Source organism: bacterium (genome assembly GCA_035281585.1).
Taxonomy (GTDB): domain Bacteria; phylum UBA10199; class UBA10199; order DSSB01; family DSSB01; genus DATEDP01.
In genome coordinates this window covers 1-16,222 of sequence record DATEDP010000126.1, presented here as the reverse complement: position 1 = coordinate 16,222, position 16,222 = coordinate 1, and the positions used below count along the sequence as shown (strand labels likewise).

Below are 16,222 nucleotides of genomic sequence, written 5' to 3'. Positions count from 1 at the left end.
TATCGCATCGAATACCCGCCGGAATTGGAAGCCGACTTAAGCCGGATCGAAGCCCAAATGCGGGCGCCCGACTACCTCGAAGGCAGCCGCGAGGATTTGCTCCGGCGGAGGCCCGACGCCGAGGCGGTGGATCGGCTATGGTTCCACCAGCTCAAGGACATGTTCGACCGCTTTCCTTTTATTCGTTATACCGAAGTCGACGATTCGATCCTCCTGACTTCAGTGGAGAGAAGCGACTCGGACCGACTCCAACCCGAATTGGTCCATGCTGCCCGGACCCGTCTGGGAGACCGGGGAGTACCCGGTAGCACCGCCCGAAAAGTGCTCGAAGTGCGAATGAGCTACGCTGACCTGCGTGACCGGACCATCGATCAACTGAATAGCCCCGAGGGAGCCTTCGATCAGATAGGCGGCTTGCAGAGCGAGCTGCAAGAAGTGTTGAAACAAGGTGTGCAATTCACGGGCGAGTCAGCGGATGGAAACGTGCGAATCGCCCGGATCCCGGCTCTCAGCTATGTCGAGGCTCTATTGCAGGAGGCGGTGGGAGCCGAGAAAGTCCAATTCCACTTTGTGGACGGCGCCATTCCTCGAGATCAAGTCATGAGACTTCGCTCGCGGCGGGTCTCGCCGGTCGGTTTGGGCCGCGGATTGCTTTGGCTGGGCGATATTCCCAATTGGGTCCACCCCGGAGCTTTTGCGGTTCATGACGGGATCACCCATACCTGTATCGACAGCGCCGCCGTGCCCGGCAGCTACGAGCTTGCCCAGCGATTTTACGATTGGTTCAGGTTCGAGGTGCCGAAGGATGCAGGTACCGAGAACATTCTCAATCGCCTCGCCGACGGCCAATCCCGCTTTGAAAGCATTGCCGGCCAAGTCCTGGGCCGCGACATGTTGGCGCAACTCGAGGGAATCGCGTCTCGGATCCTCGCCGGCCAAGGGGTGGAGTCGGCTCGTCAGCTAGGCCAATTGAGCCGATTGCTGGGCCAAGCTCGACAGGCCTGGCTCCAGGGACTTCGGCCCGAAGCCGCGGAAGAAGTCAGGCTGGAAGCGCGGCGCTGGGAAAATTTATTCCAGCAGGTGACCGAAGCGACGAGACCTCGCATCGTCTATCCACCCGAAGTCGAAGCGGCCTGGCAGCGAATCGAGCAAAGCTTCGCCCGGTCCGACTATTATCGTGGAAATCGGAGCCGTCTGGCCCGGGTGCGGGCCGACATCGAGGACGTGGACACCGTTTGGCATTATCAGGCCGCCCACTTGGCCGAGGCGATGAAAAAGATGAGCGGCGAATGGGTCGACGCCGAGGCGATCTTGGAAATCAATCCGCCCGGCCAGTATCCCGAGGCCGCCCGACTGCTCCGCGAAGCCTTGGCCTTGCTCGGCGAAAGAGGGCGGCCCGGCTCGCGGGCCCGTCAAGTATTGTTGGTTCGCGGCGACGAACATTCCGAAACCGATCTCGAGTGGGCTTGGGAGCGCTACATCGAATCGGCCCCGGTCGTGAACATGATGGAGCAATTCACCGGCGGCCGCTTCCGCTTGGAGAACCACTTCTCCGGCGCTTGGCGGAACTACGTTCCCAGCCTCAGCCTCCTCGAAGCTCTCTACAGCGCCAGCTTCGGCCGCCGGGTTCAATTCCATCCGGTGCCGGGGGAGATCTCGCGGGATACCGCGATGGAATTGCGCCGGCGTTCGGTTTCGCCCATCGGTTTTAGCCGCCAATTGATTCACCTTTCCCATTTCGAGAACGACACCCATCCCATGGGTTTTTCAGGGCACGACGGCTTCTATCACGCCGGGGTGATCGGCCAAATGGGCGAGCGCTATCCGCGGATCGCGGGCTATCTCTACGATCACGCCCAGGAGCGCTTGCCCCGAGGACAGATTCGCGAGGACTTTCTGGATTCCTTGGCCGATCTCAACGTGGCTTATCGCCGGGATTTTGGCCTCAAGATGTTCCGCAAGATGATGGAGGAAGCGCTGGACCCCACCATCCCGCGAATCCAAGAGGCCGAAAGCTTCGAGGAATTCGAGGCCCGGGCCGAAGCCGTTCTGGCGAACGTCGAGGGCTTTCGCGCTCTCGTCCGGGGCGATTTCGACGCCGAGCCGTCCTTGGCTCGGGCCAAGCCGAGCTTTTTGGGATCGCTTGACGCCATCGAGCGCCGGATTCAAACGGCTCGCCGCCTTCGCGAGGCCTCCGATTCGGTCGAGATCGGCGCAACTCCGATCCGCTACGACAACCTTACCTTGGACGCGATCCAGGAAATCGAAAGGCACTACGCCCGGCCCGACTATTACGAGGGGTCGCGGGAAGAGCTGCTGGCCAAGCGGCCCCCGCTGGTCCTCGCCGATCAGCTTTGGTTCGACCAAGCTCGAGACTACGCCCAGAGAATTCCCGGAGCCTCGATTGACTACCTGGAAGCCGAGGCCTTGCTGGAGCCCTTGCGGCCGGATCCGAGGTTCGACCGGAGCTTGCTCGAGTCGGCCCTTCAGCGATTGCCCCAGTCGAATCGCTGGGCCCGGCATGTCATGAAAATCTCGCTTCCGCCCGAAATGCGAAGCCCGTTTTACGGCCGTCCCGAGAATCCGGAGCTGAGGTTCCTGGTCGGTCCGCCCATGACTCGGTTTTTCGAATCCTTCTTGGATGAAAAGGTCCAGCTTTCCGACGGCCATGGCGTCTTCCTGATTCCTTCGCTCAGCTTGGCCGAAAGCTTGGCCCAAGCCGCCCATGGCTCCGACCGGGTTCAGTTTCATTTCGTGCCGGGCCTCTTGCCCCGGAACACCGTCTCCTCGCTGCATTCCCGGCGGGTCTCGCCGGTGAGCCTGAGCGGGGCCCCGGTCTACTTTCCGGATTTCAATGTCGCGGCCAGCAACGGCTCGGTCCACCCTTGGAGCCTCTCGCAGCACGACGTTTTCGAGCACGCCACCTCCGACGGCCGGGTGCCGGCCGGTGTCGCCGAAGCCGCTCATTGGATTTACACCCGGGGCCGGCAGAGCTTTCCCGATTCCAACATGCGTGAGAACCTGCTCAACCAATTGAGCGATCTGGCCTTGGCCAACGACAAGCCGGGCTTCGCGGCTCTGGCCGAGCTGATGGCCCGGCCTTGGATCGAGGCCCACCGTCAAATTCCCGAGCTGAGCGCTTCCGGCCAGCGGGGTTTGGAGCTCGAGGCGCGAACCCTGGCCGAGTCCTTCCGCCGCTTGGTCCGGCAGGAATTCGACCGTCAACCGGATCTGGCGGCCAACCGCCAGCGCTTCGAGCGGTTGATCTCCGACCTCGATCTTTTGTTCGATTGGGCGCCGGTGCCGCCGGGGCGGATGGATTACCTCAGCCGGATCGAATATTCGCCGGACCTGGAGGCGAACTGGGACGCGATCGAAACCCAGTTCGGCCGGCGAAACTATTTGAGCGCCGAGCCGCAATGGCGGGAGCGGAATCGGATGCCCGAGGACTGGGTGGACCGCCATTGGCAATTTCAGATCCAGGATTGGGCCCGCAGCATCCCCGGCGTCCAAAGCCGAGTGCTGGACCTCGGCGTTTATTTCCAACCTTCCGCCGGCCGGGATCTTAGGCCCGACACCGAGTTCGTCGGGCGAGCGGTGGCGGCCCTGGGCGATCGGGCGCGGCCCGGCTCCTTGGCCCGGCAAGTGGTCGAAATCGACTTTCCGGCCAAAGTCTTCGAAAGATTTTTTCACGGCGAGGGATCGGGCGAGCGGTCCGACGCTCTGCTGGGCAGCTTCTTCAGCGCCGAGGAAATGCTGGATCGCCGGATCCTGATGGTCGAGCCGACCCGAGATTCGATCCTCTTCCGCATCCCGAGCTTGAGCTTCTACGAAAAAGTATTGCAAGCGCAGCACGGTGCGGAGCGAGTCTCCTTCCATTATGTTCCCGGCGGGATCTCACGCCGTCAGGTCATGGACTTCAAGCGGGAGCGGGCTTTTCCGATCGGCTTGGCCCGCAACAATATCTTCTTTGGCGACTTGGAGGAGCTGGTCCATCCTTTTTACTACACGGCCCACGATGCTTTCGTCCACGCCACCCGCGACGCCGCCGTCTCGATCGGTTTCTCCGATTTGGCGGGAAGGGCTTATCGGCACTTGGAAAGGTCCTCGGAGCCCCGCGATGACGTCGCCGACTACGTTCTCGGGCAGCTGGCCGAATTGGACCATCAAGCCCGGGATGGCGTCGGTTTGAGCGCGCTGAGCCGGGACCTCATCTACTTGCTGAATCGGGATTTCCAGCGAGCCCAGGCTTTGAAAGGCGGATCGCGCCGCCAAGCGATGGCCGAGCTCGATGCCTTAAGCGGCGGCGTCCATGCTTGGATAGCAAGGGAAGCGCCGTCGGCCGACGGCCTTAACCCCCCAAGCCTGGATTCGATCCAAGCCTTATTGAGCCTGCGCCGTTCCTTGGGCGATGAGCTCAGGCCGGCCGCACCAGGCGGCCGCCGATCAGAATAGCCTCGACGTTTTCGGCTTGGAAGATCGCCTCCAAGGGTCGCAAGCCGGCCGAGGGAAACGCGATGAGATCGGCCTTCTTCCCGGCCTCGAGGGTGCCGCAGAGGGCATCCAGCTTCAAGGCCCTGGCGCCGTTGATCGTCGCCATCGCGAAGATCTCCTCGCGCTTCAGCTCCGGAAATTCTTTTTCCATCGCCCGCATCACCTCGAGCATCGAGAGGGTCGAAGCGCTGGCCAGGCTGTCGGTGCCGAGGGCGATGTTCAAGCCGGCGGCTCGAGCTTCCTTCAGCGGAAAGGGCTCATGCCCGAAATAGCCGTGGGAGAAGGGGCAGTGAACCAGGCTGGCGCCGGCCTGGGCCAAAAGCTCGAGATCGGCGGCATCGAGGTAATTTCCGTGGATCGCCAGGAGCCGGCCGTTCAGCCGGCCCATTTTTTTCAGCTCCCGGACGGCGCTATCGGCCTCGCGATCGAGAGCTTGGCCCCGGGAAGCGATGAAATCGTGCATCGTCCCGGCCTTTTTCGCGAAATAGTCCCACTCGCTTTGGCTCTCCGCCAAGTGAACCGAAAACACCGGTTCGGGAAGGCTCAGGGTTTCGGCCAGGATGTCGGGACTCAGGGCATGGACCGAATGGGGCGAGGGACTGACCTGGAGGTCCGGCGAAACCTTTCGCCAGATTTCCTGCAGATGCAGCGCGGCCTTCAACATGTCGCGGGCCACCTCGGGCACGACGCCGATCACCTCGACGAAGGCCCGGCCCCGGAGCGGCGAGCGCATCAAGGGCTCGAGGTTGGCGCCGACGCTCACGTGGTCGCCGATGCAGGTGGTTCCGCCCCGCAGGCATTGGAGGATGCCTTGATGAAAGGCCTCATCCTGGCTTCGGGGCTCGATCCGGTTTTTGCTCTCCATCAAGCTCTTGATCCAGCCGACGAATTCGCCGGGGTAGGGAAGATCCTGCAGCGCCGTCAGCTCGAGATGGGCGTGGGCGTTGACCAGGCCGGGACAGACCACGACCTCGCCCAAATCGAGGGTGTCGGGATCGCGCGCGGCCTCGTCGGGCATGTCGGCGCAGGGCCCGGCGTAGGCAAGAGTGTCGCCCCGGATCCACAGCGCCGGTTCGAGGACCGGCTCGCGTCCAGGATTGAGCAGGGCGGCGGCGTAGAGCAGCATTTAGTTGAGGTAACGGTAAAAGGTGTCGCGTTGCCGCGGGATCTTTCCGCTCTCGGTAACGATCCGGCGCAGCTCCGGGACGGTGGTTTGATTGGGAACGCCGGTGCTTCGGACGACATTTTCTTCGAGCAGGGTCGAGCCCATGTCGTTGCCGCCGAAGGACATGGCGATCTGGGCGACCTTCACGCCCTGGGTTAGCCAGCTGATCTGGATGTTCTTGAAGTTGTCGAGGTAGAGCCGGCAGATCGCCAAGGTCTTGAGGTATTCGTGGCCGCCCACCGACTCGCCGCCCATCGGCGAGTTTCCGGGGACATAGGTCCAAGGGATGAAGGCGAAGAAGCCGCCGGTCCGATCCTGAAGCTCGCGGAGCTGCCGCAGGTGCTCGACCCGGTCCTCAAGGCGCTCGACGTGGCCGAACATCATGGTGGCCGAGCCCTGGATGCCGAGCTCGTGGCCGGTCTCGCAGATCTTGAGCCAGGATTCGCTGTTGCACTTGCCGGAAGAAATTTTCCGGCGGATCTCGTCGTTGAGGATCTCGGCGCCGCCGCCCGGGATGCTGTCCAAGCCCGCGGCCTTCAGCTCGGTCAAGAGCTCCCGATAGGAGAGCTTGCAGACGTGGGCGATGTGGTGGAGCTCCGGCGGCGAGAAGGCATGGACGGTGATGCTGGGAAACTTCTCTTTGATGTGGCGGACCATCGCGACGTAATAGTCGAGCTTGAAATCGGGGTGATGGCCGCCTTGCATCAGGATCTGGGTGCCGCCGGCCTGGAGCAGCTCCTCGATCTTGCGGTCGATGTCCTCGTGGCTCAGCTCCCAGCTGCCCTCGGCATCCTGGTCCCGGCGGAATGCGCAGAATTTGCAGCGCAGGACGCAGACGTTGGTGTAATTGAGGTTGCGGTCGATGACGTAGCCGACGGTGTCGCCGTTCTTCGCGGCGTTGGCTTGGTCGGCGTAATGGCCCAAGGTCAAGAGGTCGCCTTCGCGAAATAGAGTCAGGGCCTCGGCTTCGCTGAGGCGCTCCCGCTGCTCGAGCTTATGCAACAAAGCGGAGGGAAGTGTCATAGTTCAGGTTCTCCAGCTCGACGATCCAATCGAAGAACATCTTGAGACCGACCAATTCCGGGCCCTCGACGTCGTATTGGATGTTCTGAGTGAGATAGCTCAGGGCGTCCTCGGGGGCAATCTTGCTTTGGCGGAGGGCGATTTCCTGGAGGTTTTGCAGGCCGGTCATCTTGGCGTTGTGGAGCTGGGCCAGGAGTTCGGCCGTCACCGGGACCCGGCTCATCCAACAGGCGTAGACGAAGGGGAGGCCGGTCAGCTCCTGCCACTCGGCGCCGAGGTCGGTCGAATTTCCGAAATGGCTGCGCTCCAGGGCCTTGTCGCCGATCTGGAGCACGGTATCGGCCTTGTCCATTTTATCGACGAATTCGAGCTCGGCGAAATCGCGCTCGTATTTTTTGAGCAGCAATAGCTTGAGCAGCCGGTTGCTGGTCTTGGAATCGGTGTCGAGGAAGATCCGCCGGGCCTTGGCGAGGTCGTAGCCCCGTTTCTCGTGGAAGGCCTTCACGCTGCGCACCGCCCCGTGGGAAACGATGCCCGATCCCGGGATCAGCTTGAGCTCGTGGTTCTCGAGGAAGGAGACCACCGGAAGCAGGGCGACGTCGATCTCGCCTTGGCAAACTCTTTCATGGAGGCGGGCGGGATTGTCGAAGACGATCGGGGAGCCAGTGGCGGCTTCCAGTCCTTCGAGCAGCGGCATCGCGTTGAGATAAGGGACGCTTCCGATCCTGGGCATCATCATACTCCGCAAATTCTTTGAATTTGCTGCGCGCCCCGGGAAACCCGGGACTTGCTCGACCTTATGCCCTCGACTTTGTCGTTCGTCAACCGTCTCCCAAGGGCTTGGAATGGATGGAATATCCATTGACTTGGCCGGACGATCTTGATTTATACCGCGCGTTCTTGAAGGATGGCCTCGCCGGCTTTTTCGGCGAATTCTGGAGGTTCCCCGTGTCCAATTCCGAAAATTATTCCGTCATCGTCTCGGCCGCCCGCACTCCCATCGGCAGCTTCCTGGGATCCCTGTCCTCGGTTCCCGCGACCAAGCTCGGCGCCGTCGCCATCCAAGAAGCGGTGAAGCGGGCCGGCATCGCCGGCGAGCTGGTCGAAGAGGTCATCATGGGCAACGTCCTGACCGCCGCCGAGGGCCAATCGCCGGCCCGCCAGGCCTTGATCTTCGCCGGCCTGCCCAAAGAGACCGGCGCTCTGACCATCGGCAAGGTTTGCGGCTCGGGCCTCAAGGCGGTCATGCTGGCCGATCAGATGATCCGGGCCGGCGACCGAGACGTGGTCGTGGCCGGCGGCATGGAGAGCATGAGCCAAGCGCCTTACGCCTTGCCCAAGGCCCGCGAAGGCTATCGGATGGGCAACGGCCAATTGATCGACACGATGGTCAATGACGGCCTGTGGGACGTCTATAACAACTACCATATGGGTAGCGCCGCCGAGCTTTGCGCCAAGGAGCAGAAGGTCAGCCGCGAGGAGCAGGACGCTTTCTCGGCCGAGAGCTACCGCCGGGCCCAAGCCGCGGTGAAAGAGGGCGCCTTCAAGGACGAGATCGTCCCGGTGCCGGTGCCCCAGCGCAAGGGCGACCCGGTCCTGGTCGACACCGACGAAGAGCCGGGCAAAGGCGACATTACCAAGTTGCCCAAGCTTTCGACCGCTTTCCAAAAAGACGGCACCGTCACCGCCGGCAATGCCTCCTCGATCAACGATGGCGCCGCGGCCTTGGTGGTGATGAGCGCGGCCAAAGCCAAGGAGCTGGGCTTGAAGCCGATGGCCAAGATCGTCGCCCAGGCCCAAGCCTCGATCGCGCCCGAATGGTTCACGATGGCGCCGGCCGAGGCGATGGAGAAGGCTCTGAACAAGGCCAAGCTCAAGGCCGCCGACATCGACCTCTGGGAGGTCAACGAGGCCTTCGCGGTCGTGGCCGTCGCCAACAACCGAAAGATCGGCATCCCGGCCGACAAAGTCAACGTCTGGGGCGGCGCGGTGGCCCTCGGCCATCCGATCGGCGCCAGCGGCGCCCGGATCCTGGTCACCTTGCTCCACGGCATGAAGCGCAAGAACGCCAAGCGCGGCTTGGCCAGCCTCTGCATCGGCGGCGGCGAGGGCGTGGCCCTGATCGTCGAAGCATTGTAGGGGCGAGCCTCGCGGTCGCCCGCTCAGCCCAATTTACTAAGAAGGAGAATCTATGACGGTGCAAAAAATCGGCGTCATCGGCGTCGGCCAAATGGGTAGCGGAATCGTTCAGATCGCGGCTCTCGCCGGCTTCGATGTCTTGGCCTGCGACCAAAGCCCCCAACACAACGAGAAGGCCACCGCCGGCCTCACCAAGCAGCTCGCCAAGCTGGTCGAGAAGGGCAAGCTGAGCGAGGACGACAAGGGCGCCGCGATCAAGCGGGTTTCCTGGACCTGCAACCTCGAGGATTTCGCCAAATGCGATCTCGTCATCGAGGCGATCACCGAGAACGTCGCCGCCAAGGAAAAGCTCTTCCGCGAGCTCGATGCCAAATGCCAAGCGAGCACTATCCTGGCCACCAACACCAGCTCGATCTCGGTCACCGGCTTGGCCGCCGCCACCAAGCGGCCCGAGAAGGTCATCGGCATGCACTTCTTCAACCCGGTCCCGGTGATGAAGCTGCTCGAGATCATCCGCGCCGTCCAGACCGACGATGCCACCTACCAGACTGCGCTGGCCGTCGGCGAGAAGCTGGGCAAGAAGACGGTCACCGCCAAGGATTCGGCCGCCTTCATCGTCAACCGGACCTTGCTGCCCTTTCTCAACGAAGCCGTCTTCACCTTGTATGAAGGCGTCGGCACGGCCGAGGACATCGACGCCGCCGTCAAGATGGGCCTCAACCATCCGATGGGACCGCTGGAGCTCTGCGACTTCGTCGGCCTCGACACCCTGCTGGCGGTCCTCGACGTCATGTACAAGGAATTCGGCGATCCCAAGTACCGGGCCTGCCCCCTGCTTCGCAAATACGTCGAGGCCGGGTGGTACGGCCGCAAGGCCGGCCGCGGTTTTTACAAATATTCGTAGGGGCGGGCCTTGCGCCCGTCCAGGGCTGGGTGCTCGCGACCGCCGCAGATTGGGCACTCGCAAGGGGTGCCCCTACAGGAGTATCTATGGCATATGAAAATTTGTTGACCAACCTGCAAGAAGGCATCTTCACGATCAAGGTCAACCGGCCCAAGGCGCTCAACGCCTTGAACGGCGGCGTCCTCCTCGACCTGCTTAACGTGATGCACGAGGTCCGGCAGAACAAGGAAATCAAAATCGCCGTCATCACCGGCGAGGGCGAGAAGGCTTTCGTGGCCGGCGCCGACATCGCCGCGATGAAGGAGATGACTCCGCTTCAGGCCAAGGAATTTTGCGACCTCGGCCACCACGTGATGCGGATGATCGAAACCTCGCGGGTGCCGGTCATCGCCGCGGTCAACGGCTTTGCCCTCGGCGGGGGCTTGGAATTGGCCTTGGCCTGCGACTTCATCTACGCCTCGGAAAACGCCAAGCTCGGTTTGCCCGAGGTCAACCTTGGCATCTTCCCGGGCTTCGGCGGCAGCCAGCGCCTGCCTCGCCTCATCGGCAAGAACCGGGCCCGGGAGCTGATCTTCACCGCCCGGATGCTTTCGGCCAAGGAAGCCCAGGAATGGGGGCTGGTCAACAAGGTCTGCGGCGCCACCGAGCTGTTGAAGGACGTCGAGGTCGTCGCCAAGGAGATCATGCAGAAGGGGCCGGTCGCGATCGAGCTCTCCAAGCGGGCCGTCGTCGAAGGCGCCGACCTCGACTTGGTCAGCGGCCTCGCCATCGAGCGCGCGCTGTTTCCCTTGGCCTTCGCGACCCAGGATCGGGTCGAAGGCGTCACGGCATTCCTCGAGAAACGAAAGGCCGCCTTCAAGGGCCAATAAGGATCGATTTATGGAGTTTTCCTTAAGCGAAGAGCAAAAAATGGTCCGCGACATGGCGCGGGCTTTCGCCCAAAAAGAGGTCGCCCCCACGGCGGCCGAAATGGACTTGAAGGGGGAATTCCCCAGCCGCCACCTGCCGAAGATGGCCGAGCTCGGCTTGCTGGGCATGATGGTGCCGACGGAGTGGGGCGGCTCGGGCCTCGACACTCTGTCCTACGTCCTGGCTTTGGAAGAGATCTCGGCGGCCTGCGCCTCGACCGCCGTCACCATGTCGGTCAACAATTCGCTCTACTGCGGGCCGATCACCAAGTTCGCCTCCGACGCCCAGAAGGAAAAATACCTCAAGCCCTTCGCCTCGGGCCAAAAACTCGGGGCCTATGCGCTTTCCGAGCCCGGCACCGGCTCCGACGCCGCCAACCAACAGACCGTGGCGGTCAAGAAGGGCGACAAATGGATCTTGAACGGCCGGAAGAATTTCATCACCAACGGCCCCCACGCCGATGCGATGATCGTCTACGCGATGAACGACAAGGAGAAGCGGCACAAGGGAATCTCGGCCTTCATCGTCGAAAAGAGCTTTCCCGGCTTTGCCGTCGGCAAGGTCGAGAAGAAGCTCGGCATCTGCGCCTCCTCGACCTCGGAGATCGTCCTCGACAACTGCGAGGTCCCGGCCGAGAACCTGCTGGGCGAGGTCGGCCAGGGCTTCACCATCGCGATGAACACCCTCGACTCGGGCCGCATCGGCATCGGCACCCAGGCCTTGGGCATCGCCCGGGCGGCCTTTGAAGCCGCGGCCAAGTACTCGACCGAGCGCGAGGCTTTCGGGAAGAAGATTTACGAATTCGGCGCCATCCAGAACTTCCTGGCCGACATGGCCACCCAGATCGACGCCGCCCGCCTTTTGGTGCACCGGGCGGCTTGGCTGAAGGATCAGGGCCAATCGATCAACAAGGAAGCGGCCATGGCCAAGCTCTTCGCCTCCGAGGTCGCCATGTTCGTGACCAACAAGGCCATCCAGGTGCATGGCGGTTACGGCTATATCAAGGATTATCCGGTGGAGCGCCACTACCGCGACGCCAAGATCACCGAGATTTACGAAGGCACCAGCGAGATCCAGCGCCTGGTCATCTGCCGGCAGGTGATCAAAGACCTTTGATTTGTCATCCCGAGCGTAGCGAGGGATCCCTGCAGAGTTATTTCGCGTTAAGAAATTCTGCAGGGATTCCTCGTCGCTTTGCTCCTCGGAATGACAGTAGCAGTTACAACCCCTTCATCATTTTTTGCATGGCTTCGGCGTCGAAGCCCCCGACGTTGGTCGCGAACCACCAATAATATCCTTCGGGATCGATAAGGTTGCAGGTCCGATCGCCCCAAAACATGTCTTGCGGCTCGGATTGGATTTTGGCGCCGGCGGACTTGGCCTGGGCGCAAAGCTTGTCGACGTCTTCGCAGTAGACGTAGAGGGTGAAGGGCGGCAGCGCGCCGCTGGTCACCGGAGCCTTCATCGGGTTCATGTCGCTTTCCGGGCACATCATGAGGACGCCGTCCTTCCAGCCCATCGTGGCGTGCATGATCTTGCCGTCGGGACCGGGGACGGCGTCGATCTTCCGAAAGCCGAAGGCCCGTTCGTAGAAGTCGAGGGCGGCCTCGACGCTCCGGCAGGTCAGATAGGGATTGATCCAGGCGGTGCCCTCGGGGCGAGGATCGGGTTTCGCAGCCATGTCAGCCACCTCCTTTAAGACGCCTTATCGGCGTAGAGGTCGAGCTTAAGCTCGAAATCGTCGGAGATCAATTTGTCGCCCAGGCCTTGGAAGAATTTTCCGGAGCCGTATTTGACGTTATACAGGGTGCGGTCGATCTTGACCTCGCCCTTGGCGCTGAGCTTGTCGCCTTCCTGTTTCAAGGTGGTTGGAATGGTCACCGGATGGGTGATGCCCTTGATGGTCAAATCGCCGGTGACATCGACCTTGCCGGGCACCGTGCCCTTGGCCGAGGTGATCTTGAACTGGGTCTCGGGGTGAGTCTCGACCGAAAAGAAATCGTCGGATTTGAGGTGATTGGTCAGCTTGGCGTTGGGAGCGGGATCTTGGAGGTCCAGGACCTTGATGCTCTTCATGTCGACGACGAAATCGCCGGACTTGATTTGCCCCTGATCGACGGTCAGGTTGCCGGATTTGACTTCCAGCGAGCCGTTATGTTGGCCGGTGACCTTTTTTCCGACCCATTCGATCTTGCTCTTGGCCGGATCGAGCTTATAGGTCTGAGCTTGGGCGAGGGGCGAGACGAGCAGGGCGGCGAAAGACAGAAGAAGCCATTTTTTCACAAGGATCTCCTTTCGGTGAGGGCCGAAATCTAGAAGGGTCTGAACGGCTTGGCAAAGGAAAAAGGCGACAGGCAAAGCCTGTCGTCCTGAGCGCCAGTCTCAGGATGACCGCTTGCAACCATTGACTTTGGCCTCAAGCTCGGCTTGAAATGAAGCCATGAGCCCAGCCCCCAAGGTCCAAGAGCCAGCGACAGAAAACGACGAGATTACCACGCTTTCCGGCCTCCCCTTAAAGCCCCTCTATACCTCGGAAGACACCAAGGCCGCCAAGCCCGAGGAGAAATTGGGCCGCCCCGGCGAGTTTCCCTACACTCGGGGAGTCTACCCGACGATGTATCGCGGCAAGCTCTGGACGATGCGCCAGTTTGCCGGCTTCGGCACGCCGGAGCAGACCAACAAGCGCTTTCATTATCTGATCGAGCACGGTCAGACCGGCCTTTCGACCGCCTTCCATTTCCCGACCTTGATGGGCTACGACTCCGATTCGCCGCGGGCCCGCGGCGAGGTCGGCGTCTGCGGCGTCGCCGTCGACACTTTGCGCGACATGGAGGTTCTCTTCGACGGGATTCCACTCGACAGGGTCACGACCTCGATGACGATCAATCCGCCGGCCTCGGTCCTGCTCTGCATGTACATCGCGGTGGCCGAGAAGCAGGGCGTCCCGATGAGCAAGGTGAGTGGGACCATCCAGAACGACATCCTGAAGGAGTACATCGCCCAGAATTCCTACGTCTTCCCGCCGCGGCCCTCGATGCGCTTGGTCGTCGATTCCATCGAGTATTGCACTCAGCATTTGCCGAAATTCAATCCGATCAGCATCAGCGGCTATCATATCCGCGAGGCCGGTTCGACCGCGGTCCAGGAGCTGGCCTTCACCATCGCCGACGGCATCGCCTACGTCCAGGCCTGTGTTGATCGGGGGCTCGACGTCGATGCCTTCGCGCCGCGCCTTAGCTTCTTTTGGGACGTGCACAACGACTTTTTCGAGGAGATCGCCAAGATGCGGGCCGGCCGGCGGATGTGGGCCCACATCATGAAGGAACGCTTCAAAGCTAAAAAGCCGGAATCGATGCGGATGCGCTTTCATTGTCAGACCGCCGGCGTCAGCCTCACCGCCCAACAGCCTTACAACAACGTGGTCCGGGTGGCCTTGCAGGCCCTGGCCGCGGTGCTCGGTGGCACCCAATCACTCCACACCAACTCGCTCGACGAAACGCTGGCCCTGCCCAGCGATGAGGCGGTGCGGATCGCGCTGCGCACTCAGCAGATCATCGCCCACGAGAGCGGGGTGGCCAAGACCATCGACCCACTCGGTGGCTCCTACTTCGTGGAGTCGCTCACCGATACCCTGGAAGCTGAGGCCTATCGCTACATCCAAAAGATCGACGAGCTCGGCGGGATGGTTCGGGCCATCGAAACCGGCTATCCGATCAAGGAAATCGCCGAAGCCTCCTTCAAGTTTCAGCGCAAGGTCGAGAGCGGCGAGGAGAAGATCGTCGGCGTGAACGACTTTCTCTCGGAGGACGCCGAACCTCTGGAGATCCTCAAGATCGACCCGACGGTCGAGCGCCAACAGGTCGAGAATTTGAAGAAGGTCAAGGCCGGCCGGGATTCGGCCGCGGTCCAGGCCAAGCTGGAAGCCTTGAAGACGGCGGCCCGAGGCGAGACCAACCTGATGCCCTTGATCCTCGACGCCGTTCGGTCTTACGCCAGTGTCGGCGAGATCATGGGCGCCCTCCGCGAGGTCTGGGGCGAGTATCACGATCCCTGCATTCTTTAGGCCGCCCCCGCTAGAATTTTCGAATGAAGCTCAAGGAAGATTCTCCGCCCAGCTCGAGCCTTTCGGCATAATCCATGGTTGCCCGGGCTCCGGCTTCGAAGCGCCAAGCCTCCCCGATCCTCACCTGCAAAGCCAGACCCAGCGGCGATCCGTGGAAGGCCGTCTCCTTGGCATCGACTCGGTGGGCGATTCCGACTTCCGGCAGCAAAATCGCCGGCCGGACCTCGGCTTCTTCGTCGCCGAAGGCCCAGGCGCCGCCGACCGAGGCCCGTAGCTCCACATCGCTCGGCTTGGCATCGATCACGGCCGCGGCCCCGGCCACCCCGAGCTTGAGCCGCAGCTCGGGGCCGCCCGGGATTTGCCGGCCCAAGCCCAGCTCGGCGCCGCCGCCGATCCTGCTTTCGCGGCCGAAGAATAGTCCGCCGAAGCTGGCCCGGTTGAGTCGCGGAGCTTCCGGCTTTCGGGAAGGGTTTGGAGGGGGCCGGATGGCTCGGTCGGCATTTCGGAGCGCCCGAATGCTGTCCCAAAGATTCGCCACGCTAAGGGTCAATTCCGGCGAAGTCATCTCGAATTTCTCCAAACCCAAGAGGGCGGCGATCCGGCTTTCGGTGGAAAGCGCCGAGTCCTCGGCGATGGTCAAAAGCTTCTTTTGAAGGCCGGAATTACCGGGATCGATCGAAGACAAGGCCAGAGCCGCCATTCGGCTCAATTCGAAAGTCCACTCGACGGCGTTGAATTTGGCCAACTCCGCCGAGGTCCCTCGCTCTCGTTCCCAGGCTTCGGCTTCGGCCAGGGCCGGTGAGCGAATGGCCTGAAGCAAGGCCGGGATCGCCGGTTTGGCGGCCAACCCGATGGCGCTCAGGGCCTCAACCGCGGCGAGGCGGGGCGGCGGCCGGTCCTTGCCGAGCATTTTCACCAATTCCGGAACCGCCGGCGCGGCCGCCGGACCCATGTTGGCCAAAGCTAGGCAGGCTTCGAAGCGAATCACCTCCTCGGGATCCCGGAGCAGCTTCATCACTTCGGGCAAGGCCGGCGCCGCTTTCAGGCCCAGAGCCTGCAGGCCCTTCAGCCCCCGTTGGCGCTCCTGGACGTCGCCGGATTCCAGTCGGCTGCTCAGCAACTTTAACTGATCGACCGGCGAGTGCAGGGCCGCGAGGAGCAGCGAGTCGAGCGGGTCGTCGATTTGGCTCACCGGCGTGACCTTGCCGTTCGAATCGATGAAGGCGACGGTCGGGAATTCCTTGATGCCGTATCGGCCCCAGTCGTCCTCGCTGCCCTTGATTCCCTGGGCGCGAATCATGAGAAATTTGCCGGCGGCTTCCCGGCTGATTTTTTCGAAGGTCGGCCGATAGGCCGCACAGGGCACGCACCAGTCGGCGCCGAAGTCGACCACGGCCAATTGGCCGGGCTTCAACTTTTTCAGCTGCGCTTCCAGCTCGGCTCCGCTTTTCACCTCGACGGGCTTGCCGTCCTTGGTTTTGAAGGGCCGGGCCGCGATGGCCCCCGAAAATCCCACCGGCTCGGG

Annotated in this window: 12 protein-coding genes; 6 read left to right on the top strand and 6 right to left on the bottom strand. The window is 62.2% G+C overall.

What is annotated here, in order from left to right:
- Positions 1-4,455, top strand: a 4,455-nt coding sequence (locus VJR29_11030) for a hypothetical protein (GenBank protein ID HKY63944.1), incomplete at its 5' end; no start/stop codon positions are given.
- Here the strand turns inward: VJR29_11030 and VJR29_11025 are convergent.
- Genes VJR29_11025 through VJR29_11015 form a run of 3 tightly spaced genes read right to left on the bottom strand, consistent with a single transcriptional unit; the run spans position 4,418 to position 7,415 of the window.
- On the bottom strand, positions 4,418-5,620 hold the full coding sequence (locus VJR29_11025; protein HKY63943.1) for an amidohydrolase family protein: 1,203 nt from the start codon (positions 5,618-5,620) through the stop codon (positions 4,418-4,420). The two genes, VJR29_11030 and VJR29_11025, sit on opposite strands and share 38 nt — an antisense overlap.
- Entirely contained in the window at positions 5,621-6,682 is a 1,062-nt protein-coding gene (mqnC, locus tag VJR29_11020) for a cyclic dehypoxanthinyl futalosine synthase (protein HKY63942.1), read from the bottom strand.
- Positions 6,654-7,415, bottom strand: a complete 762-nt coding sequence (locus VJR29_11015; protein HKY63941.1) for a menaquinone biosynthesis protein — start codon at positions 7,413-7,415, stop codon at positions 6,654-6,656. Before VJR29_11015 ends, mqnC begins: the two co-directional genes overlap by 29 nt.
- A gap of 215 nt (positions 7,416-7,630) precedes the next feature.
- Here VJR29_11015 and VJR29_11010 point away from each other — a divergent pair, with 215 nt between their 5' ends.
- From VJR29_11010 to VJR29_10995, 4 genes are all read left to right on the top strand, one after another.
- Positions 7,631-8,821 carry an acetyl-CoA C-acetyltransferase gene (locus tag VJR29_11010; GenBank protein ID HKY63940.1) on the top strand — a complete coding sequence of 397 codons (1,191 nt, stop codon included), beginning with the start codon at positions 7,631-7,633 and terminating at the stop codon, positions 8,819-8,821.
- A 52-nt stretch (positions 8,822-8,873) separates the two neighbouring features.
- The gene (locus VJR29_11005) at positions 8,874-9,725 is read left to right on the top strand and encodes a 3-hydroxybutyryl-CoA dehydrogenase (GenBank protein ID HKY63939.1); all 852 of its coding nucleotides are present in this window, start codon (positions 8,874-8,876) and stop codon (positions 9,723-9,725) included.
- A gap of 86 nt (positions 9,726-9,811) precedes the next feature.
- Complete coding sequence (locus VJR29_11000; GenBank protein HKY63938.1) at positions 9,812-10,594, top strand: enoyl-CoA hydratase-related protein; 783 nt, start codon at positions 9,812-9,814, stop codon at positions 10,592-10,594.
- Positions 10,595-10,604: 10 nt separating this feature from the next.
- Positions 10,605-11,750 (top strand): acyl-CoA dehydrogenase, encoded by a 1,146-nt coding sequence (locus tag VJR29_10995; GenBank protein HKY63937.1) that lies wholly within the window; start codon positions 10,605-10,607, stop codon positions 11,748-11,750.
- A 103-nt stretch (positions 11,751-11,853) separates the two neighbouring features.
- Here the strand turns inward: VJR29_10995 and VJR29_10990 are convergent, their stop codons facing one another.
- Both VJR29_10990 and VJR29_10985 read right to left on the bottom strand, forming a co-directional pair.
- Complete coding sequence (locus VJR29_10990) at positions 11,854-12,315, bottom strand: VOC family protein (protein ID HKY63936.1); 462 nt, start codon at positions 12,313-12,315, stop codon at positions 11,854-11,856.
- A 14-nt stretch (positions 12,316-12,329) separates the two neighbouring features.
- On the bottom strand, positions 12,330-12,917 hold the full coding sequence (locus VJR29_10985; protein HKY63935.1) for a YceI family protein: 588 nt from the start codon (positions 12,915-12,917) through the stop codon (positions 12,330-12,332).
- A gap of 157 nt (positions 12,918-13,074) precedes the next feature.
- Here VJR29_10985 and VJR29_10980 point away from each other — a divergent pair, with 157 nt between their 5' ends.
- A complete protein-coding gene (locus tag VJR29_10980) occupies positions 13,075-14,697 on the top strand; it encodes a methylmalonyl-CoA mutase family protein (GenBank protein HKY63934.1) in 1,623 nt (540 codons plus the stop codon).
- A gap of 10 nt (positions 14,698-14,707) precedes the next feature.
- On the opposite strand, the gene VJR29_10975 is transcribed toward VJR29_10980, so the two are convergent.
- Positions 14,708-16,222, bottom strand: a 1,515-nt coding sequence (locus VJR29_10975; GenBank protein HKY63933.1) for a HEAT repeat domain-containing protein, incomplete at its 5' end; no start/stop codon positions are given.

Excerpts from the sequence above, each read along its gene's own strand:
- VJR29_10990 (HKY63936.1), bottom strand. The coding sequence starts at position 12,315 with ATGGCTGCGAAACCCGATCCTCGCCCCGAGGGCACCGCCTGGATCAAT.
- VJR29_11000 (HKY63938.1), top strand. The coding sequence starts at position 9,812 with ATGGCATATGAAAATTTGTTGACCAACCTGCAAGAAGGCATCTTCACG.
- VJR29_10980 (HKY63934.1), top strand. The coding sequence starts at position 13,075 with ATGAGCCCAGCCCCCAAGGTCCAAGAGCCAGCGACAGAAAACGACGAG.
- VJR29_10995 (HKY63937.1), top strand. The coding sequence starts at position 10,605 with ATGGAGTTTTCCTTAAGCGAAGAGCAAAAAATGGTCCGCGACATGGCG.
- mqnC (HKY63942.1), bottom strand. The coding sequence starts at position 6,682 with ATGACACTTCCCTCCGCTTTGTTGCATAAGCTCGAGCAGCGGGAGCGC.
- VJR29_11025 (HKY63943.1), bottom strand. The coding sequence starts at position 5,620 with ATGCTGCTCTACGCCGCCGCCCTGCTCAATCCTGGACGCGAGCCGGTC.
- VJR29_11005 (HKY63939.1), top strand. The coding sequence starts at position 8,874 with ATGACGGTGCAAAAAATCGGCGTCATCGGCGTCGGCCAAATGGGTAGC.
- VJR29_11015 (HKY63941.1), bottom strand. The coding sequence starts at position 7,415 with ATGCCCAGGATCGGAAGCGTCCCTTATCTCAACGCGATGCCGCTGCTC.